Annotated in this window: 7 protein-coding genes; all 7 read right to left on the reverse strand. The window is 76.5% G+C overall.

Annotated features, from left to right (window positions below):
- Positions 1-20: 20 nt before the first annotated feature.
- The 7 genes from BN159_RS36910 to BN159_RS36940 all read right to left on the reverse strand — a co-directional run bounded on the left by BN159_RS36910 (position 21) and on the right by BN159_RS36940 (position 23309).
- Positions 21-1253, reverse strand: a complete 1233-nt coding sequence (locus BN159_RS36910) for an MFS transporter (protein WP_015662146.1) — start codon at positions 1251-1253, stop codon at positions 21-23.
- A 169-nt stretch (positions 1254-1422) separates the two neighbouring features.
- A complete protein-coding gene (locus tag BN159_RS36915) occupies positions 1423-5286 on the reverse strand; it encodes a hypothetical protein (protein ID WP_015662147.1) in 3864 nt (1287 codons plus the stop codon).
- Positions 5283-9275 (reverse strand): hypothetical protein, encoded by a 3993-nt coding sequence (locus BN159_RS36920; protein ID WP_015662148.1) that lies wholly within the window; start codon positions 9273-9275, stop codon positions 5283-5285. The genes BN159_RS36915 and BN159_RS36920 overlap by 4 nt, the downstream gene beginning before the upstream one ends.
- Entirely contained in the window at positions 9275-10306 is a 1032-nt protein-coding gene (locus BN159_RS36925; RefSeq protein WP_015662149.1) for a hypothetical protein, read from the reverse strand. Before BN159_RS36925 ends, BN159_RS36920 begins: the two co-directional genes overlap by 1 nt.
- Positions 10303-12381, reverse strand: a complete 2079-nt coding sequence (locus BN159_RS36930; RefSeq protein ID WP_015662150.1) for a hypothetical protein — start codon at positions 12379-12381, stop codon at positions 10303-10305. The genes BN159_RS36925 and BN159_RS36930 overlap by 4 nt, the downstream gene beginning before the upstream one ends.
- 822 nt (positions 12382-13203) lie before the next feature.
- Positions 13204-22596, reverse strand: coding sequence for a DUF6603 domain-containing protein (locus tag BN159_RS36935; RefSeq protein ID WP_015662152.1), 9393 nt, complete (start codon positions 22594-22596; stop codon positions 13204-13206).
- Positions 22593-23309 carry a hypothetical protein gene (locus tag BN159_RS36940; RefSeq protein WP_015662153.1) on the reverse strand — a complete coding sequence of 239 codons (717 nt, stop codon included), beginning with the start codon at positions 23307-23309 and terminating at the stop codon, positions 22593-22595. The genes BN159_RS36935 and BN159_RS36940 overlap by 4 nt, the downstream gene beginning before the upstream one ends.
- Between the last annotated feature and the right edge of the window lie 28 nt (positions 23310-23337).

The following is a 23337-nucleotide window of genomic DNA, read 5'->3' on the forward strand; positions in this document are numbered from 1 at the left end:
CCGGGCATTCGTACGGCCCTTCAGCTCCCCAACCTGCGGGCGCTGACGGCCAGCCCGGCCAGCGCCGGCAGCATCCAGGCCGTCACATAGCCGAAGGCGACGGTCGGTGACACGGCCGTCCAGAGCGCCCCGGCCACCGTGGAGGCGGCGAGGTTTCCGAAGGACTGGACGGCGGCGAGCATGCCGAACGCGGAACCGCGCAGCGGCTCGGGGGCGAGCGCGGCGACCGCCGCGTGCTGCGCCGTCTCGACCGCCCCGATTCCGGCCCCGGCCAGGACGAAGGGGACGGCCAGGTACGCGAGGGCGGCAGCGTCGACGGCCAGCAGACCGTAGGACACGGCGAAGCAGGCCACGCCTGCGGCGAGCACCAGTACGGGGCCGCGGCGGCCCAGTCGGTCGGCCAGCAGGCCGGCGGGTACGGAGGCCAGCGACGCGGCGATGTTGTACGCGGTGTACAGACCGAGCGCGAGCGTGGTCGCCGTCGTCGTGCCGTGTTCCGGTTCGAGCAGCTCGGAAGCCCGCAGGATCAGCATGGTCACAGCGACGTTGCCCACCTCGAAGGCCGCCACAGCGGCCATCAGGGGTCCGAGGTCACCCCGCAGCACCGGCTTGATGCGGATCCTGAGGGGCATCCTGGTCCGGCGGGTGGGGCGGGGGGTGTGGCGGATCGCGTAGACGATGGCGGCGGCGGCCAGCAGACCGGGGATCACGGAAAGGGCGATGGCCCAGGTGACGCCGAGCCAGGCGACCAGTCCGAGGGCCACCAACGGGCCGAGGATCGCACCCAGGTTGTCCATCATCCGCTCGAAACCATAGGCGCGTCCGTACGCCCCCGCGGGGACCATGTCGGCGAGCAGGGCGTTACGGGACGGGACCCGCAGGCCCCTGGCGGTCCAGGCCGCCGCCCTCAGCACACCGACCTGCCACACGGCGGTCGCCCCGGCGGTCGCCGCGCCGAGGACGGCGGTGGCCGTGTAGCCGCCGACGGCGACCCTGCGACGACGGGACGGATCGTCCGCCAGCGCGCCCCCGCCGAACCTGGCCACACCGGCGAGGCCGTCCGAGACCCCTTCGATCACGCCCAGAGCCGCCGCCGGTGCGCCGAGGGAGGTCAGCAGGGAGGGCAGCAGGGCGGTGGGGATCTCGTGGCCGACGTCGGCGAAGAGGCTGGCGGAGCCGATGCCCTTGACGCCCGGGGTGAGCCAGCGTTTCCCGTCGGGGGCGCTGCCGCCGGGCGGCGCGATATCGCTCATCCCGGCAGTCTGCCCGGCCGCGGCCGACGCTCCGTGATCTCGCCTTCCGCGACCGCGTGTTCCGGGGTACGCGTCACTCCTGCCGCCGAAGAACCGCATCGCCCGGGGCATCAGCTCCACCCGCTCCGAACGGACGCCTCCCGGCCCGCCCCGTGCGTCGCCGGGTCCCTCAGACGACCTGCACGCTCCGGGCGGCGGCATGCCGGCTGCCCAGGGCCAAGGCCCGCAGGTCGGCTCCGACCGGCGTCAGCGGGTCCGCCGTCGAGTGCGCGAGAGCGAGCAGCAGCCAGCGCGAACCGGGCGCCGCGGCGCTGAAGTCCACGTCGAAGCCGACCACGGCCGGAGCCCCGGTGACCACGGAACGCGTGGGACGGCGGACCCCGACCGCGGCGTCGGCCACGGTCCAACCGCCCGCGAGCGGAAGGCCGCCCGGGAGCGCACCGCCCGCCGCGGGCAGGGCGTCCAGGGCCCCACGCAGGGCCGTGAGCGCGGGCCCGGCGGGAAAGGCCGGCGGGGCGAGTCCCGCCCAGGCGGCCGGCGCGGCAGGCAGCGGCAGGCGCAGCAGGGTCACCGCGGCCGTCGCGGCCCGCACCTCCTCCCGGCCGCGATGGTGCAGACAGACGTCCACCCGGTAGGGGCGCCGGAGAGCCGCCGCGCTCGCGGGCGAGGTGGCCTTGGCCGTCGGAGGGCCGACGCGCGGGGTGGGCTGGCCCACGACGCGCTCGATGAGATCGTGCTCCGTCGGCTCGGCCGCCGCCCACGGGTCGGTCCAGAAGGCGGCCTGGACCTGGGGATGGTTCCACAGCGCGTTGTCGACGCGCGTCTGGCCGGGCGCGGGGTCCAGGCCGAGGGTGACGCGCACCCCGCGCAGCCGGGACCGCCACCACGCGGTCCACCGCCCGTCGGGGACGATGAGCGGGTCGACAGCCCGCAGCGCGGTCTGCAGGCTCCACAGCCAGAACCGGTTGGCGGGGGGCGTCGTCCAGGGCAGCCCCGCCGGGCCCGCCGGAACCGCTGTCGCCGCGCGCGCCGGGCGCAGCCGGATGTCCGGACTGGCGTGCCAGGGGTACGAGCCCACCGGCGTGCCGTCCGGTGCCGGGGCCGGTGTGCCCGCCCCGGTGCGGAAGTCCCGGTTGCGCCGATCGCCCCAGTCCAGCGGCCAGTCCCGCTCCGGCCGCGGCAGGTGCCACAGGGGATCGCGCGGGTCGGTCGGCGTGATCCGGCGGCTGTCGTACGGATGGACGCGCAGGTAGGTCGTGGGGGCGGCGTCGACACCGGGCTCGACCTCCCAGACGCCGCGGGCCTGAAGTGCCGCCCGCAGCAGGGTCAGTGAGCCGCCCCCCGGCCGCGGCCAGCTTCCGATCACGAGGTCCTGCACGGCGGCCTCGGGCAGCCCGGAGACGTACGGCGTCCAGACCCAGGTGGGTCCCGGCAGGGTCAGGACGCCGCGCCACACGCCGACCGCCGTGCCCACGTACACGATCGACGGGTTGGCGGGATCCACCACCACCGCGTAGGCGGGCGCGCGGACACCGTCGGGCGGGAGGGGGACCACGGCGGGCAGCGGCGGCGCCGGAGGCACGAGGGTGCCGAGGCGGCAGGGGTGCCAGGTCGCGTTGCCGTCGAACCACCACAGGGGCTCAAGGGGATGACTGGTCGCGACGTACAGCGACCCGTGGGGTCCGGCGGCAGGGTCGTGCACCGCGAAGTCGTTGAGTGCCCCGGCGAACGGCAGGGTGGCCGCGGCCAGTGGCCAGGGAAGGGCCGCCGGGGCCACCACCGGTGGGGCGGGGCGCGTCATGATCGTGGTGAGCGTCCAGGGGCCGACGAGCGCGGGGTTGCGGTCGAGCCGGTGCACGGCCCCGCGCTGGAGGACGTACAGCCGGTCCTCCCCGCCCCAGCGCAGTGCGTGGATTCCGTTCGGCCAGGCGAGTGCCCCCAGGGGCAGCGGGCCCGAGAGTGCGGTGAAGGTGTTGGTCACCGCGTCGTTGGCGTCTCCGGCCCGGGGGTCCACCGGCGGCGAGGGCACGCCGGGATCCGCCGGAAGGGTGTCCCACAGGCGCTTCCAGATCGCCCCGCTCTGCCAGGACCGGCCCCAGCGCTCGGAGTACCAGACGCGGTTGGTGCCGACGGCGAGCTGGGTGACGCCGTCGGCCCGGCGCAGCACGGCCGGGTTGGAGTAGAAGCGGCTGCGGCTGTTCTCCAGACCGAAGGCCGCGGCGGCGCCGCGCCGGGAGGGCGTGACCTCCGTGTCGCCGTCCTCGAACCACTCGGAGTTGGCGTACTGGGCCACGAAACGGCCGGGGGTGCCGGGGTCGAAGGCGACGCCGCCCGCGTCGCCCTGGCCCAGCGCACGGCGCCACACCGATTCTCCGACGCGCAGTTGGGCGCCGTTGTCCTGCACTCCGGCGAGCACCGGGCCGTCGCTGAGGGGGTGCAGGGCGAGGAAGCCCACCTCGGTGACGGCCAGGCCGGTGGAGCGGGAGGCGAACGTTCCGGGGGCGCCGGCGGCGGTGGAGCGGAAGACGCCGCCGTCGCAGCACACCCAGACGTGGGCGGCGCCGCCGACCGTCTGCCAGCGCACCCGGTGCACGTCCGCGTGGACCTCCGCGCCGATCCAGCGGGCGTCGGCGGCGTCACCCGCGACGTAGTCGGTGACGTAGCCGCCCGGCGGGCCGCCGGCCAGGGTCAGCCTGTAGAGGGAGGCCGACCACGACCCGTCGTGCGGGCTCGCGGCGGTCGAACCGCCGACGACGACCCGGCTCGCGTTCGCCGGGTCCACCGCCAGGGCCAGGTCGTAGCCCGACTGGTCGTTGCCCCCGGGCGGCTGGAAGAGTCCCGCGGGCAGGGGCGCGACCGGGGTGGCGATCGCGTTGTCCACCCGCCACATCACGGGGCCGGAGCCGAGGACGTAGAGCACATCGGGGAAAGCCGGGTCGGCGGCGAGGCCGAGCCGCCGGTGTGCGCCCAGGCCCGGGAGGGCGACCTGCGCGAACGGCCCGGCGGGGCCCGCGGTACTGAGCCACAGTCCGTCGAGTCCGGCCACGCCGCTGTTGGCGACGGCCACCCACAGTCGGGCCGGGTGCGCTCCGGTCGCCGGGGTCCAGGCGACATCGCAGACGGAGACGCGGGCGCTGGTGCCGGCCGCGAGGGCCTCCCAGGCGGCTACGGTCACCAGCGACCACGGATCCCCGGCGCCGGCCGCGCTCTTCTCGTGCAGCCCCCGAGTGGTGGCGGCGACCAGATGGCGGTCGTCGGCCGGGTCGGCGGCCACGGTGTACGCACCGGCGCCCCGCAGACCCGGGTACGCGGGGACGCCCCCGGCGGCGAGCCGGGGCTGCGCCTGACGGGTCCACGGGTCGATGAGCGGCGTGGTCCGGGAGGTGTGCACCGGACCACGGGCGAAGAGCACGCCCACCCCGCCGTAGGCCCCACCGGTGCCCGACTCGACCGGCGTCACGCCCCGTGAGCCGGGCTCGCCGGTGAGCAGCCACACCTCGTCGCCCGCCGGGTCGCCGCCGGCGTCGAAGCGTACGTACACCGCCCCGCAGGTCAGCGAGTGGGAGGCGGCGGCGAGTTCGGCGCGGGCGGCGACCGAGGCCCAGGCGCCGACCGCCTCCCAGCGGGCTCCCGCGGTGTCCGTGTACCAGAGCCCGCCCGCGGCGGAGGCCGCGTACGCGCGTTGCCCGTCGGGGCTGATCCGCAGATCCCGTACGCGCCCGGCCACGCGGGGGTCGCTGTCGGCCTGGCCGCGCAGGGTGCCCGAGGGGCCGACAGGGAGCCACAGATCGCGGTCGGCGTTCGGGCCGCCGGGCGGCGGTGCCGCCCGGGCGAACCACTTGCGCAGGCGGCGCAGGAGTGTCTCGCGGGGTTCTTGCATGACGACGGGGACAGAGGGGGCCGTTTCGACGGCGGTGATGTCGCCGGAGCCGGTGGTGAACGAGCTGTTGTGGCGCCTGCGTTCCTCGGCCCGGCCGCGGCGGGCTCCGCGGCCGCCGCCGGGTCGTGCGGCGGGCCAGTCGTAACGGCTCAACTCTGCTCCCCGGTGGTGTCGGGCGGGGCGGTGTCGGGTGCGACCCTGATCCAGCCCTCGCGCAGTACGCAGGCGCGCTCCGGCAGCAGCGCGGCCTGGGTGGCGGCGAGGATCGCGTCGTCGCGCCAGCCCAGCGGGCCCTCACGGGTGGTCAGCCGCTGCCGGTCGCCCAGGGCGGCGACGAGGGGCAGCCGGACGTCGCCCGGGTCCAGGAGCACCGGTCCGATCCGTACGGACGGCGAGAGCCGTTCGAGCCCGGGGGCGAACCAGGCCCGCGACAGCCGTAGCGCGGTGCGCGGCACGACACCCGCGGTGACGTGGACGGCGGAGCCGGGCAGCATGAGCAGGGTGACCAGCCGGGGGACGCCGGGGCGCAGCCGGACCACGTCCTCGGCGTGCAGATAGGGGTGACTGATCGGGTCCTTGGCCGGCAGGGCCGGGGTTTCGCTCCAGGTGCCGAGGTGGCCCCGGCCACGACCGGACTCCCGGGCCAGGTCGGCGACGACGCGGTCCACGAGATGGACCCGGCCGAAGTCCCCGTCCAGGAAGTAGCCGAGCAGCCCGTCGTCGCTGCGGGTGATCTCGCCGAGCCGTACCGGGATGTCGTGGCGGGCCAGGTCCCGGTAGGCCGCTTCCCGGGCGGTGCGTCCGGCCGCGTCGAGTTCGAGCGCGTCGAGGTCGTCGGCGACGTCGAGGGTCAGGGTCGCGGTCACGACGGCCACGGGGCGTCCGACGATCCCGCCGACCGCGGAACTCCCGGCTCCGGAGACCGGGTCGACGGTCCACAAGGTCGTGTCGACGGCTCGCAGGAAGGCGGAGAGCGCGGACTCGCGGACCGGTTGCGGGTCGGCGGCGGCGTCCGCCGCGGTGCGGCCCGCGCGGGCGGTGGCGTCGGCGGCGACCATGCCGGCCGCGAGCCTGCCTAGCACCGCCTGGGCGGGCGGCAGGTCCGCGCCGGGGGGCCGCGGTCCTGGGGGAAGCGGGCGGCCGGGTGCGGGTTCCCAGGTCACTCCGCCGCCCACCGGTTCGACGAGCAGTTCACCGAGGGGCGTTCCGTCGGCGGAGAACACCTCGACGGATTCGTCGACGTGATCCGGCAGCAGGAATCCGGCGACCGGATTGACCTGCGCACCCGGGTCGATCTCGTCCACCCGCGCGGGGACCGCGCCGTCGGCCGTGGTCGCCGCCGACGACACCGGGCGCAGTCGACAGCGGGCGGGCGCGGTCAGCCGCGGCGGTCGGCGCAGGGTCGCCGGGGCCGCGCCCGGTACCTCGAGCCGGGAGGGCACCACAGCGGTGGCCGGATCGAGATCCAGGGTGCGTCCGAAGGCGTCGACGATTCGGGCCCGGGTCAGCTCGGCCGTACCGGAGGCGAGCAGCCGGGGCAGGCCCGTCGGGGTGGGGCGCTGGGGATGGCCGGCCGGGTCCCGGGTCCGGACACCGGAGACCGGTAGCCCGAGCAGGGCCGATCGCACCCCGTCCAGCGCGGCGCCGAGCAGGTCGAGGGAGCCGGCCGCGGACGCCAGCGCGTGCAGGCGGTCTCGGGTGGCCTGGTCGATCTCGCCGATGCCTTGGCGGTCGCGTTCGTCCTCGTCCGCCACGTACCGGGCGACGGCTCCGGCCAGGATCTCGGCCGGGCCGGTGGTGAGCGGCACTCGGAGCGCGACCGTCGTGGTGTCGTGGACGGCGGGGCCCTGCGCCGAGGCGGCTGGCTCCAGGTCGACGGGGCCCGGCTGCCAGCCGGTGAGTTCGTCCGGCGGCGCGGCGCTGTCCAGCCGCACCTCGCTCTCCAGCCACAGGGGCACCCAGGGCTGTGCCCAGGCGGTGATCGCCACGGGATCGGGTTCGACGCCGTTCAGCAGCGAATGCCTGCGCAGCCGTTCGGCGACGACGTCGCGGGCGGCCGCGCCGCTGCCCTGGACCGCGTCGACGGGTCGCGGCACCGCGGCCACGGACAGCCCGGATGCGGCGGTGTAGGCGCCCGCGTCGTCGTAGCGCAGGGCCAGTTCGGCGGCGATACGGGTCAGGACGCCCTTGGGGTCGAGGCCGACCGCCGACGCGGCGCCGACGCGGGCGAGCCAGTGGCCGAGGTAGGGGGCGAGCAGCAGGGCCTCGGCGGCCAGGGCGACGGCCTCGGGCGGCAGTGCCCCGGAACCCAGGCTCCGCAGCAGGTCGGAGCCGGCCACCACGCCGTCGTACCCACTGACGATCTGCGTGGGGCGGCGCACGCCCAGCCGGGCGTCTTGGCTGCCCCGCCCGTCCTTGCCGTGCCGCAGGCTGCGGCCCGCCCCGGCGACGGCGACGACCGGGTCGCTGGGCACGTACCGGCGCGGGGCGGGCCGCTGGACGATCTCCTCTCCCGGGCCGGTGTCCGCCGCCGGAACCCCGCCTGCCGTGCCGCCGGGGGAGCCAGGCTGTTGGGCCGCGGTCTGCCACCGCTCCTCCTCGGCGAGCAGCCCGCGGACCTTGCGTGTGGCGAAGGACAGGGTGACCTTGCCGACGATCTTGTCCACGCCCCCCTTCCCGACCGCGCTGGCTGTACGCCTGGTGCGCGGGGGGACGGTCGCCCGGCCGGTGCGGACCCGGTCGGTCTCGGCGGGCTCACCGGGGTCGACCGAGGTGAACCCGGCCGCGTGCCGGGCCTGGTCGACCTCGGCGAATCCGTCGGGGCTGCCGAGGCGGGGCATCAGCCGTGAGGTGAACGCGACGAGCAGCCGCTCCGTGGCGGCCCTGGAGTCGTCGGAAAGACCCATTCCGGTGGCGGCCAGCGCACCGGCGACCTCGTCCGTGCAGTCGCCGAAGGCAAGCCGGGTGGCGCCGGGGGCGGGCCGTGGATCCGTGCCCGGCGCACCCATGACGGGGACTCCGATCACGGCCCCGTGCAGCAGAGTCGAGGCCTCGGCGCCGGGATCCCGGCCGGGCCGGATCAGACGGGCGTGTGCGGCGAGGCTCGCCGGAGCCTCGCGTACCGCGTGCCGGGCGACGTCGTCCAGGGCGGTGCCCTGAGCCGACGCCCAGCGGCCGGCGTGCCGCAGTCCGACGGTCCCGGCGCGCTTGGCCTTGCCCGTCTCCTTTCCGCTCTGCCCGCCCGTGCTGTGGCCGGCCCCCGGCAGCAGCCGCCAGGACAGTGCGGTGAGCCGCTCGCCGAGCCCGCCCTCGGTGCGCACCTCGTCGAGCGGATCGAGCTCGGGGTCTGACCACCAGCCGACCACCAGATACGTGGCCTTCCCGCCGACCGGCCCGCCCGGGACCGCGCCGCCGAGGGTCGGGTCCGAGAGCACGTCATCGAGTGGATCGTGCCAGGCGAACCGGCCGAAGGCGGCGTCGTATCCGCCGGTCCAGGTGAGCGAACCGCCGGCTGCTCCGGTGAGCCCCGCCTTGGGGACAACGGGCGCCGAGGGCAGCGGCATCGGCGTCCCGGCGGGGTACTGCGGCAGGTCCCAGGCGACCGCCTTCGAGGCGTCGAGCACCCAGCCGCGCACCGTCACCGGAGTGGCCGTACCGGTGGCCGCGCCCTCGGCTGCCAGCAGCCGGAGCACCGCCCACCGGTCGGGGAGCGGGGGCAGGCCAAGACCGCCGCCCGCCGCGTCCGGGCCGGCCGGGGCCGGTGCGGGGGTGCCGGGCTCGCGGGGCGGGCGGGGGTCGCGCAACTGCCCGCGCAGCAGCGTGTCGGGCAGCGCCCAGTGCAGGTGGACCCCGGCCGGGCGGGGGGTGCCTGGGTCGAAGGGCTGCGGACCGTCGAGCACCTGTGCCGAGGCGGTGGCGCCTGGTGTGAGCGGCCCTGGCAGCCGTACGGCGGGCTCGCCCCCGTCCGGTACGACCAGCGCCTGGACGTCCACGGGCACCAGCACCCGGGGCTCGCGCAGGAGATCCGGGTCCCAGGTGCGGACCTCACCGACCCGGAGGTCCGAGCGGACCAGGGCGCTCCAGGAAGCCGTGAACTGCCGTCCGGCGACGGTCCGCGGGTCGTACACCGGCTCGGGTGCCATCACTGTCCTCCCCCGAAGTGCTTCTTGAGCAGCGTGTATCCGACCCCGGGGCGGAAGGCGTCGAGGTGGTCGGCGGGCGGGCCGCCGGTCAGGGTCCGGTCGGCGAAGACCGCGCGGTAGGGGAACTGCACCATCTGTAGGGCGAATTCAGCGGCGTCCAGCGTCGCCCCCAGCTCGGGCGCGGCAGCGGTCATCCGCTCGGCGAGCGCCCGCAGGTGCAGCACTCCGGGGGCGCTCTTGCGGAAGGGCACCTCCACGGTCCTGGCCGGGGCGAAGCGGTCCCCGGTCGCCGGGTCACGCAGGTGCACCTCCGCCCGGACCCGGCCGCCGGACTCGGTCTCGTCGACGCCGAACTGGACACCCGCACGGGGTTCTTCGAGATGGACCACGGCCGGCAGGCCGTCGAACAGGGCGAGCAGGACGGCCGGGGCGAGCCGCTCCAGGCGCAGCAGTCCGAGTTTGCGCATCGGCCGGTCCTGCGCGTCGCCGACCTCGTCGTCGTCGACGGGCGGGGCCAGCCGCAGATTGTCCTCCGCATACCCGCGCACATGGATGCCGGGCCAGCCCGAGACCATCCGCGACCGCAGCAGGAATCCGGTGACCGGTCCGGCCGGGCCGCTGGGCACCGCCGCTCCCGGCTCGCGGCCGGGGAGCCGGACGAGCCGCTCGGCCTCGTCGACCTCGGTCCGCACGGTGCCGTAGAGCTGTTCCAGCGCCGAGCGGTCGGCGCTGGTCACGGTCCCGACCGAGAGGGCACCCTCGACCAGCGCATCCGTCCAGCCGCGGTCCACGTGGAAGAAGCGGATCGACTCGGGCGGCAGCAGGGTTGCGTCCGCGACGAGGTGGGCGAAGGGCACGGCTTCCAGCAGGCGCAGCCGTGCCAGCCACAGCCGCAGGTCGCGGGGCACCTTGCGCGGTCCCGGATCCGGTGCGTCGTCCCCGATCTGCTCGACGAGGCCGGTGGCCACCACCGAGACGATGTGCCCGATGAGGTGGTCCAGGACGAAGGCGGACCGGAGGGCCTTGTTCACCGTTCTTCCTCCTGAAGGGCTTCGGTGGACGTGCCGAAGCGCGGTAGCTCCTCGGCGTCCGCGGCGAGGCGCGCGGCCTCGGTCTCCAAGGCGTGGCGCAGGGCGGCGCGGTCGGCCTCGCGGTCGCGGGCGCCCGCCACCTGCGGGGGGAGTACCGCCAGGGCGTCGGCCACGGCGGGCGCGTCGCGCAGGTCCACGCCGTCGAGTCCGCCGCCGGCACCGGCACCGATGAGCCCGAGGCCGCGCAGTACGACCTCGTCGCGGCCCGCGTCGAGCAGCCGGCGCAGGTCGTCGCTGTCGGCGGGGTCGGCCAGCGGCCGGGACGGGGCGAGGACGCCCGGGTCGTCGCCGAGGGCGCCGAGCACCGCGCGCGCTGCTCGGCGGCCCACGGTCGCGGACCGGATGCGCTCGGTACGGTCGTCGGTGAAGGGAGCGGGCCGTTCGGCCTCCGCGCGCAGGTCGTCCGGGAGGTCGGTGAGGCCCTCCGTGTTCATCCCGGAGCCCCGGGCCGCGCCGTACGCCTCCTGGCGCCACCGGCCGAGTGCGGCGGCGACGCCCGGCCGGCTCAGGGCGAGCAGTCTGCCGAGTTCGAACGCGGCCGCGTAGCCCAGGTCTTCGCGTCCGTCGGGGGTGACCCGGCGCAACTGGTCGGCGTGGTGGGCGAGCGGCGGGCGGCCGTCGTCGACCGGGCGGGTGGTGGCGCGTTCGACGGGCGAGGGCGACAGGGGGCCGCGGAACCAGGCCTGGGCGCCGTCGCCGCGGCGCGTCACCGCGTCCAGCAGGACGTGGCCGGTCTCGGCGACGAGCGGCAGCGGCCGGCCGGCGCCGGGCTCCGGCACCGCGCCCGGCGCGTCGGGTCCGCCCGCCGGCGCGGGGTCGCCGTCGGGGGTGTCCGGGACTTCCGGATCGGCCGCCATGTGCCCCAGCAGCCGCGAGGTGATCCGCTGCGCCAGATACTGGAAGTCCCCGCGCTCCTCGCAACGGAACGACCAGTGGGCGAGCACCGGGAAGCGCAGGGTCCGTTGGCCGGCCAGTTCGGCGGCGAAGGTGAAGCCGTCGCCGAGCGCGGCCTTGGCGTGCACGGTCGGGTCGGCGGATCCGGACGCGTTGTACGTGATGGCGCCGCTGCCGAGGGAGGCCGCCGGTCCGCCCTGAGTGCTCGCCCAGCCACTGCCCGAGGGCACGGCTTTGCCGGTGGCCGACCGCACGGCGGGCCCGGCCGGATGATCCGCTCCCGTACTCGCCGCGGCTCGCGCGGAAGGTGCCTGCGTGACCCGGTCGGCGCCGCTGCCCGGCAGCCGCATCGTGGAGACGTCGGCCGCGGGGCGGGGACCGAACTCCTCGGCGGCCAGCACACCCAGGTCGAGGACGTTCGCGATCCGCCGGTAGTCCGCGCCGAGTCCGGCGGCGGGCACCGGGGGCGGCAGTTCGTTCCACTGTCCTTCGAGGCTGATCAGGCACGCGAGATAGCGGATGCCCGGCTGCGGCAGCCGGTTGCCGAGCACCACGGCCATCCAGCCGTCGTCGTCCCCCATGGCCAGCTCGGTGTCCAACAGGTCCACCTCGCGAACATGGGTGAGCAGCGCGAGATCCTCACGGGTGGGGAACACCAGGTCGACCACCCGTCGCGGCACCACCAGGCACGAGCCCTTGGGCACGTCCCGCTCCGCGCCCAGTGCGACACCGGGCGTCACGCACTGCTCGACCGCGACATCGGGCTTGAGCTCGCCCTCCCCCTCCGCGATCAGGACGAGCGCGAGCCACGGTGTCGGAACCGCCGCCGTCCCCAGGTCGGGCGAGCGCTCCCACGGCAAGGTGCGCCGCCGCAGCACGACTTGGGGGAGCCGTGAGGTGAACGCCCCGCGCGCGCCCGCCGGGGGGAAGGTGCCGAGCACCTGGTCGGGCGGGAGCGCGTAGCGAGGTGCGACCACGTCCACGGTCACCGGCAGCGGTTCGACCGGGCCGGGGAGCCCGGCGACCTCACCGGACAGGGTGTACCGGCCGGCGGGGAGCGGTGGTTCGGCGAACGGATACAGCGTGAACGTGCCCGGCGGCGGGAGCGAGGGCATCGGCATCAGCCTTCCTTCCAGACCACTTCGGCCAGGTCCGCACCGGGTTCGCACGGCGCGGGCACGAGGGCCTCCACGCCGAGCCGGGAAACCGCGTCGCACAGGGCCGTGACCGGATCGGCGGCCAGGGCCTCCCGGTCGCCGTGATCCCGGTCCGGTGTCGCGGGTACGGCGGCGAAGACCGCGTACAGCCGGCGTGCGGCTCCGGTGGTGACGGTCACGGCGGTCCCGGCCCGGGCACCGGTGAGCCGGAACACCAGCACGGCCCTGGGCCCGTCGGAGACGAGCACCGGAGGCTCGGGCGATCCGTCGCGGCCGACGGGCCGCTCGGCGCCTTCCACCCCCAGCGCCACATCGTCACCGGCGCCTCCCTCCAGGGCCACGGCCACCGCCGCGGGCGGCTGCGCGAACGTGGTCGTCACCGCGCTCCGGCCGCCCACCAGTTCTTCCGGCAGCGCCCACCCGGAACGCAGCGGGGCCACACCGCGCTCCGGGACCCGACCCACGGCATCCACCACCGCACCGGCCGCCACCAGCACCCCGTCGGTCGCCGACGGCAGCGGCACCGAGGTGACCCACCCGGCGATCCGGTCCTCCTCCTCGCGGTCGTCCTGGCGGTCGGGCAGACCGATCAGGACGGCGCCCCGCGTGGCCGGCGGCAGGCGCAGGGTGTCCGCGGGTTCCGCGGCGCCGAGCACGACGTCGGCCGTCACCGCGCCGGCCGGGCCGAGCACGAGGACCCGGGCCCGGCCGGAACGCACCACCAGCGCGGGGCGCCGCAGCGCGTCGGAGTCCCGCGCCGCGTCGGGCAGTTCGAGCACGACGACCTCACCCGCGGCGATCGTGGCGCCGGGCGAGTCGCCCTGCCCGGCCAGCTCCGCGGCGAACGCCTCCAGCCTGCGGGTGCCCGCAGGGTCGCCGGTGCGGCCCGCCAGGATCCCGGCGCCCGCCGCCGGAGTGACGGTCAGGGGCGGTGCGAGGGCCGCGAGCACAGTGGTGTCGGCGGCCCGGGCCGCGGCCGGCAGCCGCAGCAGCTTCGCCGGTACGGCGGCCGAAAGACCGGAGTCGAGGTCCGCGGTCGAAGGCGGCCCGGAGACGACCGCGTTCAGCCCCTCCAGCAGGCGCGGCGAGACGGACGTACCGGCAGGCAGGGTCCCGCCTCCCTCCCCGGTCCGGGCGCGCACCGAGCCACCGGCCCGTGCCTCGGGGGCGCTCAGCAGGGCACGGACGACCGGAGGGCGTGGCGCGACGGGTGCGGGGACGGGCGGCGGGGCGGTATCGGGGGCGGCGACCTCGCGCGGCGCTCCGCCGAGACCCTCGCCGAGGGAGCCGAGCAGGGGGGGCCGCGGCGCGGTCCGCGCGCCAGGCGGCGACATCGGCGGGGCTGCGCCGCCCGCGGTCGGCGAGCAGGCCGGCCGCGGCGTCCAGCCGGGCCTGTGGCCCCGCGGCGACAGGCTTGAGGGCGGCGAGGTCGGCCACCTCGCGGAGCACCTGGAGGCGCCGGTCGTCGTCCTCGACGATCAGCGGATTGAGTCGTCGCGGTCCCGTCTCGACCTGCCGGTACTCGATGGCCGGGCCGCCCGCGGGAACCTGCGCGAAAGCGCGCAGCAGCACGCGGTCGGTGGCGCTGACCACCTCGCCCTCCGGAACGGTGGGGCGGGAGAGGTCCTGGGCCGCGCCCCAGGCGCCGACGGGGAAGGCGCCGAGCCGCTGCGCGGTGGCGGTCAGCCGCCCGATCCGGTCGACAGCGCCCGTCGGCGGACCGACCAGACGCAGCGTCAGGGCCGGATCGGCGGGGCCGGGCAGGGCCATCGGGGCCACCGACACCACACGGTCCGCGGGCAGGTCCCGGGCGGGGCCGCCGGCCACCAGGCGGCGCAGCGGCACGGTGCTCGTCACCGTCAGCTCGAACTCGGCGACGACCCGGAAGGGCCGGTCCACCGTGCCGTCCGGGCTCTTGGCGCCCGCGCTGCCGGAGGACCCCGCGGGGGGCACCGCTCCGGCACCGGGCACCACCGCGAGCACGCGGGCCACTCCCGGCGCGGCCTGCTCCAGGTACTTGGCGACGAAATCGTCCCAGGCCAGCGGGCGGGGACGGTCGTTGGATTCGCCGATCTCCAGGGTGAGTCCCACCGGCCCGACCTCGAAGCGGGCGACCGCGCGGAACGGCGGCCCGGTCACCTCGACCTTGGCCGAGAGGTGGACCGAGATGGTCACCTCGCAGAACCACAGGTCGATGGTGACCCCGGCGTCGATGGAGGCGTACACGGTGACGCTCAGCCAGAACGGATCGAAGAAGACGATGCCGTCCGCGCCGAACACGGCGTGCGCCCAGCCCGGTCCGAGCTCGGCCGACACCTCGACCCGGGTGCCGGCCATCACCGCCTCGGACGTCAGGGCGAAGTACGCCTCACCGGTCACCGAGACGGAGTCGCCGAGGCGCCAGGCCAGCCCCAGGCGCGGCACCACCGGGTAGCCGTCACGGTGGAAGTCCGGGTGGTAGCCGCCCATGGTGACGACGAACTGGCCGCGGTTCGGGCCGGACAGCCAGGAGGCGAAGGCGAAGCCTCCGGTGAGCCGCACGTCCTCGGACAGCAGCCAGGAGTTGTCGGTCAGCTGGGCCTGGACCAGGATCACGCCCTCGCGCGTGGAGAACCGCGCCACGAGTGCCATCTCGACATGGACGAGCGCGGCCTGCGGGCGGGGCAGCGCCATCCGGGCGAGTCCGAGCAGGCTCAGCTCGATCCCGTTCCCGACCTGAAGGGCGACGACGGCGACGCCGTCCACGAGGGCGAACGACGTGAAGGAGAGTCCGGCGGCGAACCAGAACGTGCCCCGCTCGGGGGCGAAGTAGGAGCGGGCGTGGGCGAGTTCCTCGAACGGTTCGCCCGCACGGGCCGACGGGTCCAGCGCCTTGATCAGCGGGAAGCTGTCGAAGGCGGAGAGATCGGCGGGCAGCGACAGTGACCGGTTGATGCCGAAGCCGCCGCCGATGCCCGTGACGAAGAAGGCCGGGGGACCGCCGATGGGCCCGTTCACCGCGCCGAACAGGAACAGCGACGCGTAACGGTCGTCCTCCGGGCCGACCAGCCCGTAGCCGCCGTAGACGGAGAGCCCGTACACCGCCATCCGGGCCGTCAGCATGCCCAGGTACTCCACACCGCCCTCGGAGGGCGTGAAGCGGCGGAGCCCCCCGGCGAGCGTGACCCCGCCCACGTCGGCCGCGACCGCGAAACCGGCCAGGTCGACACGCCAGTTGGCGGGGGTGAACGGTGAACCCCCGCCTGCCGCCAGGTAGGTGAGGGAGAGGTCGTCGACCGCGGCGGACAGACCGAGCAGGCTCACCCGGCCGTCGATCAGGACGCCGATGCTCTCGATGCCGGTGGACCCCCCGACCACGGCCAGCCCGACCTGCTCCAGGTAGACGGGCCCGTACTGGCGTTGCACGGTGAGCCACCAGGGCCCCGAGCCCGGCCCGGCGGTCAGGCTGAGGAGCAACGGCCCGCCCTGGTGGCGCTGTACGGACACGGCGGGACTGAACCGCGGTGCGGGCGCGGCGTCGTCGGTGCCCGCCTGGGACATCAGCCCCTGGGCGACGGGGTTGTCGCCGCCGGTGGCGCCCGCCAGCGGCACGCCGAGCCCGGCGAGTTCCAGGCGTACGCCACCGGCGAGGGAGACGGACGATCCCTGCGGTGCGATCGCGGCGAACAGGTGGAGGCCGATGTCGGCGATGGTCACGCCGGCGTCCAGCAGCGGCCCGCCGGAACGGGCGAGGCGCACGCCGAGACCGCCGACGGTGAGCCCGGGCCGTGGCTCGGGGTCGCCGACGGCGGGCAGGGCCAGGACCTCGACGGTGAGTCCCGCGGGCACCGGGCCGCCGGGCGCGGCGATCCAGTGGGCGTCGTTCTCCAGGCTGACGACAAGGTCGGCATCGGGGTTGAGTTCCCAACGGCCGTCGACGGCGAGGGACAGACCCAGCACCCGGGTGGTGCCGTCGAGGCGCTCGTGGGCGCGCAGGGTGAGCCGGCCGTCGATGGGCAGCGCCGCGCCGGGGGCCGCGGCGAGATGCCCGGCGAGGGCGCCCAGGCGCGCCAGCAGGCGCGGCGGGTCGGCGAGTTCCCCGGCCAGCGCGGGGTCCAGCCGAGTGGCGTCCCCGGCTTGGAAGAGGACGCCGTCGAGCACGGCGTCCACCTGAGTGCCCAGTACGGGCCGGGACAGCGCGGCCTGCACGGCGGGTACGGCCAGCACGACACCGCCGGCGAGGTCGAGCAGCGCCCCGACGGCGACCCGCGCCACATCTGCGGGCGCGACCGACTCCGGGAGCTCGCCGGGACCGGTCGCCACCAGCCGGAAGGCGCCCGCGTCCAGGTCCCAACGGGCCACCAGCCGCTGGTCGGTGCCGACGCCGAGTCCGGTCTCGACCAGTCGTCCGGTACTGGACGCGGATCCGGTGCGGACGCGAGCGAAGGGCGTCAGGGTGAGAATTCCGGCGCTCAGCGGTGCCGGGCCGAGCTCCAGGTCGAACAGGGCGAGTCCGGTGGCGTCCACGGCGGCCTCGGCGGTCAGCCGCTCGACGCCGGGAAGACCGGTCAGCGTCACGGCCGCCTCCACAGCGGCGGTGCCCGGGCGCCAACGCAGGGTCAGCGGGCCCACGTCCAGGACGAGAGCACCACCGGACACGCCCACCGCACGGGACGGCAGCGCGCCGAGGAGCGGAGTGACCGCCTCGCCGATCAGGGTGAGGCCGTCGGCAGCGAGGGCGGCCCCGCGGGCGGCGAGCGCGGCGGCCGGGTCGGTGCCGAAGGCGGACAGCGCGGCGGCGTCGAACCGGGGTGGGCTGCCGACGCGCAGACCGAGCGCGTCTCCGATCCGGGTGACGAACCGTCCCGCGGCCTCGGCGGCGGAGGCGGGGGCCGCGGCGGGGTCCTGCGCCGCGAGCGCGTCGAGCAGGGCGGGCAGCGCGGCGACGGCACCGGCGGTCGCGGCGTCCACCAGGCCTCCCAGCCCGGGTCCGTGGGGCAGCAGCGCGATGTCGGGGCGGCCCTCGGGGGAGAGAGTGAGCGTGACTCCGACGGCGTCACCGGCGCCGCCGGCTTCCGGGCCGACCCGTAGCCGTAGCGCACCGACGCCGCTCAGCCCGAGGGCGATCCGTACGTCCGGCAGCGGCGCGGCGTCGGCCGGATCCGCGACGGCGAGGGACAGGCCCGCACCGCCGGTCAGCCGCAGCGTCGGCCCGCCGGGCGACGCGGTGAAGGCGCTCGCGTCCAGGTCGAGGGAGACGCCGACCCGGCCGTTCGCGCCACTGCTCGTGAGCCGTACGCCGTCCGCGAGTTGCACGGTGCCCCGTGGGGCTCCGGTCCCGCCGAACAGTCGGCCCACGGCGTCGATCAGCGCCGGAACGGCCAGGCCCGGGCCGCCGGGCAACGCGCGCAGCCAGCCCGCCGGGTCGGCCAGCAGGTCGTGCACCGGGCCCAGGGCACGCGCGAGTCCCGCGACGGGGCCCGCCGGGGCCGCCGGAGCGGGGGCGAGCAGCCCCAAGGCATCGAGCAGGGCGTCCACCGCTTCGGCGCCGGTCGCGGAGAGCGAGGCCAAGGACTCGCGGGCCGCCTCCAGGACCGCCCCGAGGGCCAGTCCGGGCAGCACCTCGCCGATCGCGTCGAGCAGTTGCGGGGCCGTGGGCGCGGGCCACAGGGGCGTGGTGCGTACCGCGGGCCCGGCCGCGCCGGGCAGGCGCCGGTGGAGCGCGGCGGTGAGCCCGGCGGCGTCACCCCGGATCACCAGGGCGGTGCCGGGTGATGTGGCGGAGGTGTCCGGGTCGGCGCCGATCCGCAGCGTGCCGCCGATGCCTGCCGGCCCGGCCGCGACGCCCACGGCCCAGGGCAGCCCCGTAGTGCCCTTCGCCGTGACGGACAGTGCGGGGGTCCGTAGGTCGAGGCGGGCCGCGAACTCCCCTGCCGTGCCGAACCGCAGGTCGACGGTGCTGCCGGCATCTGCGCGGGGATCCGAGGCGAGCGTCCGGAGCGCGGCGGCGAGCCGGTCGCGGCGTGCCGGGTCGGTGCGGGCGGCGGACACCACGGAGGCGGGGTCCAGCAGCAGCCGCTCCAGCGTGACGGCGTCGGCCCCGCCCTGCGGCCCCAAAACTCCCAGGGAGGTCAGCGCCTCGCGCAGGGCGGCCATCGGCGGGTGGGCGCCGGATTCGGCGGTGATCCGGGCCGCGATCTCCGCGATCAGCGCGCGGACTTCGGGGAGCAGCGGGGTGGCCGCGCCCTCGGCTGTGTGGGTCGCGCCCGGCTCGACCAGCCAGCGGTCGCGGGTGATCCCGAAGGCGTGTGCCTCGTGGAGGACCAGCCGGATGTGCGCCACGGTCGGGGCGAGAGGGGTGGTCCAGGAGCGTACGGGCAGCAGGACTTCGCAGGTCAGTCGTCGGCAGGCCAGGGTCCGGGCCCCGCCCGAGGCGCGGCCCGGGTCAGGACCGCCGACCAGCCACCCGTGCGCGGCGCCGAGTTCCAGCCGGACACGTACGGCGGGGCCGGTGGGGGGTGCGGCGGTGCCCGTGTCGTCGCGCGCGACCGCGGCGAGTTCGAATCCGGCGTGCACGGCGGCGGTGAGTCCACCGGGGCCCACGGGCAGGTCCAGCGGCAGCGACAGCCCGGCGTACAGCGGGCCCGCGGTCCCCGGCAGGCCGGCGCTCTCCCGGTCGCGGGCCCGGGCCCGGGCCGCGAGGGAGGCGGCCACCACCGAGGTGAGCGCGCGGCGCAGCGCGGGGGCGGACAGAGCTCCGACGACCGCGTGCACGGACACTCCGGCAGGTGCGCTCAGCCCCTCCGGCGGACGCAGATCCGCCAACGGGTCCTGATACGCCTCCCGGTCGAGCAGCGCGGCGACCGCCGCGCGGGCCAGCGCCAGGTCGGCGTCGTCGTCCTCGCCGGAGTCGGTGGCCGTGTCCGCGGGGTCGGCGACGGCAGCGTCGGCGGTCCGCAGCAGCGCGGCGAACAGACGCAGCGCCTCACCTGCGGGCACGGCGTCCAGTGTGTCGAGGGCCACCGGTGACCAGGGAGTGCCGACGGTCACCACGGCCCGCACCCCGGTGAGCCCCGCCACCGCTCGCAGGGCCGCGTGACCGGCGCCGCCGTGCGCCACGACGACCACGTCGGTGCCGGGTCCGGTGAGTGGGTCGAGCACCCGGCGCAGGCGACCGGCCTGCGCCGCCACCCCGTCGTCCGGGCCGCCGGCTCCGGTGGCCGTACGGCAGGCCGCCCGGGTGCCGAGAGCCACGGCCCACAGCGGCTGCGGGGCGGCCCCGGCGGGTGGTCCGGCGAAGGCCTCCGGGGGCAGCGCGGGGGCGGTGAGGTCGATGACGCGCTCGGAGGGCAGACCGGCGATGGCCGGCCCGGTCAGGACGTCGGGTGCGCCACCCCGGTCCCGGCCGCCGATCGCTACGAGGACGACTGTCCCTGGGGCGCCCCCGAGGTGCTCCTGCCACAGCTGGTCCAGCACCTCGCCCAGCTCCGGTCCGGCCAGCGGTGTCCCGTGCGGGAGGTCGGCGGGCCGGTGGACGGTCACTCCGGTCGGGGCGGCACCGTCGGGAAGGGCCACCAGACCGTCGGTCCCGCACCACCGGTCCATCAGGTCCTCGGCGCCGGCCACCAGGTCGCCGCGGGCGGCGAGCAGATCGGCGAGCAGGTCGTCGAGCTCGGTCTCCCGGGCGAGTTCGGCGATCAGCTCGGCCGTGCCGAGCCCGTCATCGCCGGGCAGCCAGGCCCGTAGCGCGGGTGTCACCAGGCTCGGCGGCTCGATCACCGCCTTGCCCAGGCTGACGGAGAGCGCAGGGAGTTGCCGCGCCGGGTCCGGCGTCCCGAGGGCGCGTACCAGCGGGACCAGCCAGGGCCGGGACTCGATCCCTCGACCGCTCGGCGCGCCGTGCGCGAGGGCCTCGGCGAGGAGGACGAGCAGCGGCCGGAGCGTCTCCTCGTCCCTGACCAGTGCGGTGGCGAAGGCACCCAGAGCGGCGGCGGGATCGGCGACGAGGTCCGCGAGCGGCAGCAGGCCGTTCCCGTGGGCGGAGCCGGTCGGCACGGGCGTCCCCGGTGCCCAACCGAGCAGTACGGCGAGCAGGGCGGGCCAGGCCTCGCCGGTGCGGGCCGCTGTCTGCTCGGCGAGTACGCCGACGATCCGCTCCGCCGCCGCCCACCCGGCCGCGTCGAGGTCGAGCCGGCCGGCCGCATCGAGGGCGAACTGCGGGATCCGCACCTCCTGTCCGTCGGGCAGGAGCAGACGGGCTCCGGCGAGCACCGGCAGGACGCGAGCCCTCGACTCCGGCGACCAGGTGAGTTCGGCGCCCAGCACCGGGGCGGTCACGACCAGACCCCCGGTGCCCCAGCGCAGCGGTGCCCCACCCGGACCGGACAGGCCGAGGGAGAGCCGCAGCCCCGGCAGGAAGGCGGCGGCCGCGTCGTCGAGGGAGAACGTCACGACGGAGGCGAGAAGACCCAGGGCCGCGTCGGCGCCGCTCCCGCCGACGTCGTTGACGCGCACGGCCGCCTCGATACCCAAGGTGAGCCGCGCAGCGTCGGCGGTGACGAGGACGGCGACGCCGGGTGCCAGCGGAACCCGCCACGGTGCGGCGTCCGTTCCACTGCCGGTGACGGCGTCGGTGCGGACCCGGGCATCGGCGAGTGCGTCGCGGGCGGCCTCGAGGACGGTCGGCACATCGGCCGCGTGGGTGGCGAGGAGCCCGCGCCACCGCTGCCGCACGGCGCCGACAGGATCGCGCAGCAGCTCTGCCGCGTCCACGAGGGGGACGCCGGCGGCGGAGGCCGGGGCGGAGAGTCCGATCAGCACGGACACCGCGTCCCCCGCCGCGCCCAGCCCGGTCAGCAGTGCGGCGGCGGCATCGCGGACGGCCTGGCCCGCCACGGCGGCGATCGCGTCGGGGGTGGAGAGGTCGAGGCGGTCGTAGTGGGTGGTGCCGATGTCGGCGTTCTCGGCCTCGACGACGAGGACGGGACGGCGCCCGGCGTCGAGCGCGACGCCGACCCGCAGCGCTCCGACGGCGATCCGCATGCCGTTCGGCCCGGTGACGGGCGGCAGCACTCCGGCAGGCGGGGCCAGCTGTCCGGTCAGCGCCAGCCGTGGCAGGGCCACGGCGGTTCCGCTGCCCAGGTCGAGGGTGAGGAGATCGCAGGAGAGGGAGAGCCGGGTGTCGGGTCCGCCGGCCACGCCCGCGGACAGCCGCGGCACGACCACGGGCCGGCCGGAGGGGCCGGGGCCGACCAGGACGTCGAGGCGCACGGCCGTACCGGCCACGGTCAGCTCCACGCCGGCGCCGCCGGTTCCCGGGACCACCGTGCCGCCGAGCAGTTCGGCCAGTCCCGCGGCCCACGCGGCCTGGGCCGGTCCGGTGACGGCCTCGGCGAACCAGTCGGCCAGCGCGGCCGGTCCCGCTGTGGCCAGCCGGGCGACGGGGAAGTCGGGAACGGGGCCGGTGGTGAGGCCGAGCACGGTCGCGAGTCCGCGCAGCGGCGAACCGGCGGGCAGCGTGGCGACTTGGGCCCTCACCAGCCCCAGGACCAGTTCCAGCAGGGCGTCGTCGAGGTCGTCGAGGTTGTCGACGTCGACGACGAGGTCGCGTGGCGCCCCGGCGCCGGGCAGGCGCAGTCCGCCGAGTGCGAGCCGTACGGAGGCCGGTTCGCCGGCGCTTGTCGGCACCCGGGCGGCGAGTACGGCCGAGGTCAGCTCGACGCCTCCGGGCGCGGTGCCACCGGGCAGCCCCACGCGCAGCGAGATCTCGACCGGCGCGTCGGCGCTGCCGATCAGGACCGGGTCGGCGACCGGGGCGGTGCCGGCGGCGAGGAAGAGGGGTGCGTGGGCCTCGATCCGGCAGTCGACGCCCCCGGAGGACACCCCTACCCGGACACCGGCGCCGACCCGTACCGCTGCGCCGTCCCGGGTCTCCTGGAGCGTGGCGAAGAGCTGGAAGGTGCCGTCCTCCACGTCGACCAGCGGCAGCCAGGCGCGACCGCCGTCGTCGGTCGTAGCGTCGGGCCCGCCGAGCAGTTCGTCGACGAACTCGACGAGGGCCCCGCGCTGCACGGGGTTGGCCAGCAGCCGGGAGAGATGGCGGCCGGGATCGGCGAACCAGGACGGCTCCGGCTGTCCGTCGGCGCGGAGCAGTCCGAGGGCCTTGGCGAGGACGGCGAGGTCGCCGAGATCGAGACTCATGGGCGGACCGGGCCGGGCGCCGGGGCGAAGGCGACCTGCCCTTGCCGGACCCGGTCCACCGGGTGGCGCGCCTGAGCCTGCACCGACAGGCCCTCCCGGTCGGCGGTCAGCGCGGCCGGGACGAGGGCGGTCCCGTCGGTGTCCCGGCCGGTGGCGGCGGCCAGAGCGCCGACGGTGTCCAGCACGGCCCGCCACGCGAGCGCCGCCAGCGCGTCGCCCCAGCGGCGGATCACCACGGCAGGCCCGCGCGGTTCGGAGGTCGCGGCGAGCAGACCCGTGGGCCGCCGCGCCGAGCCGACCACGAACTCCACCTCGACAACGGCCCGCCCGTGCGGGACCTGATCGCAGCGCACCGGCACCAGGACGGTGACCAGACCGGTGGCGAACCGCGTGGCGACGGAGCCGACTTCGACGAGCAGGGCATCGGCGCCCTCGCGCCACAGCACGGCGTGCGGCAGCTCCTCCGGTTCCGGCGTCGGACGCCCGTCCGCGCGAAGGACCGCGGCCTGTCGCGCGGCAAGGTTGATCAGCGTGGCGGCCCGCTTCGGGTCCGTGAGAACGGGCTCGGCCGTTTCCCCCGGCCGCAGCGGATCGTCGGGCAACAGCCCGGGGCACCGACTCCGCACGAGCTTCAGCAACCGCGCACAGGCCTCGTCCAGCGGGGCCGCCGGCTCGTCGGCATGATGGCGGGACTCGGGTGTCCGCTCAGCCATGCCGCTCAAGGTACGGATACCGCGACTG

This window comes from Streptomyces davaonensis JCM 4913, assembly GCF_000349325.1.
GTDB lineage: Bacteria > Actinomycetota > Actinomycetes > Streptomycetales > Streptomycetaceae > Streptomyces > Streptomyces davaonensis.

Coding starts and splice junctions, on each gene's coding strand:
- BN159_RS36930 (WP_015662150.1), bottom strand. CDS start 12,381: ATGCCGATGCCCTCGCTCCCGCCGCCGGGCACGTTCACGCTGTATCCG.
- BN159_RS36935 (WP_015662152.1), bottom strand. CDS start 22,596: ATGAGTCTCGATCTCGGCGACCTCGCCGTCCTCGCCAAGGCCCTCGGA.
- BN159_RS36920 (WP_015662148.1), bottom strand. CDS start 9,275: ATGGCACCCGAGCCGGTGTACGACCCGCGGACCGTCGCCGGACGGCAG.
- BN159_RS36940 (WP_015662153.1), bottom strand. CDS start 23,309: ATGGCTGAGCGGACACCCGAGTCCCGCCATCATGCCGACGAGCCGGCG.
- BN159_RS36910 (WP_015662146.1), bottom strand. CDS start 1,253: ATGAGCGATATCGCGCCGCCCGGCGGCAGCGCCCCCGACGGGAAACGC.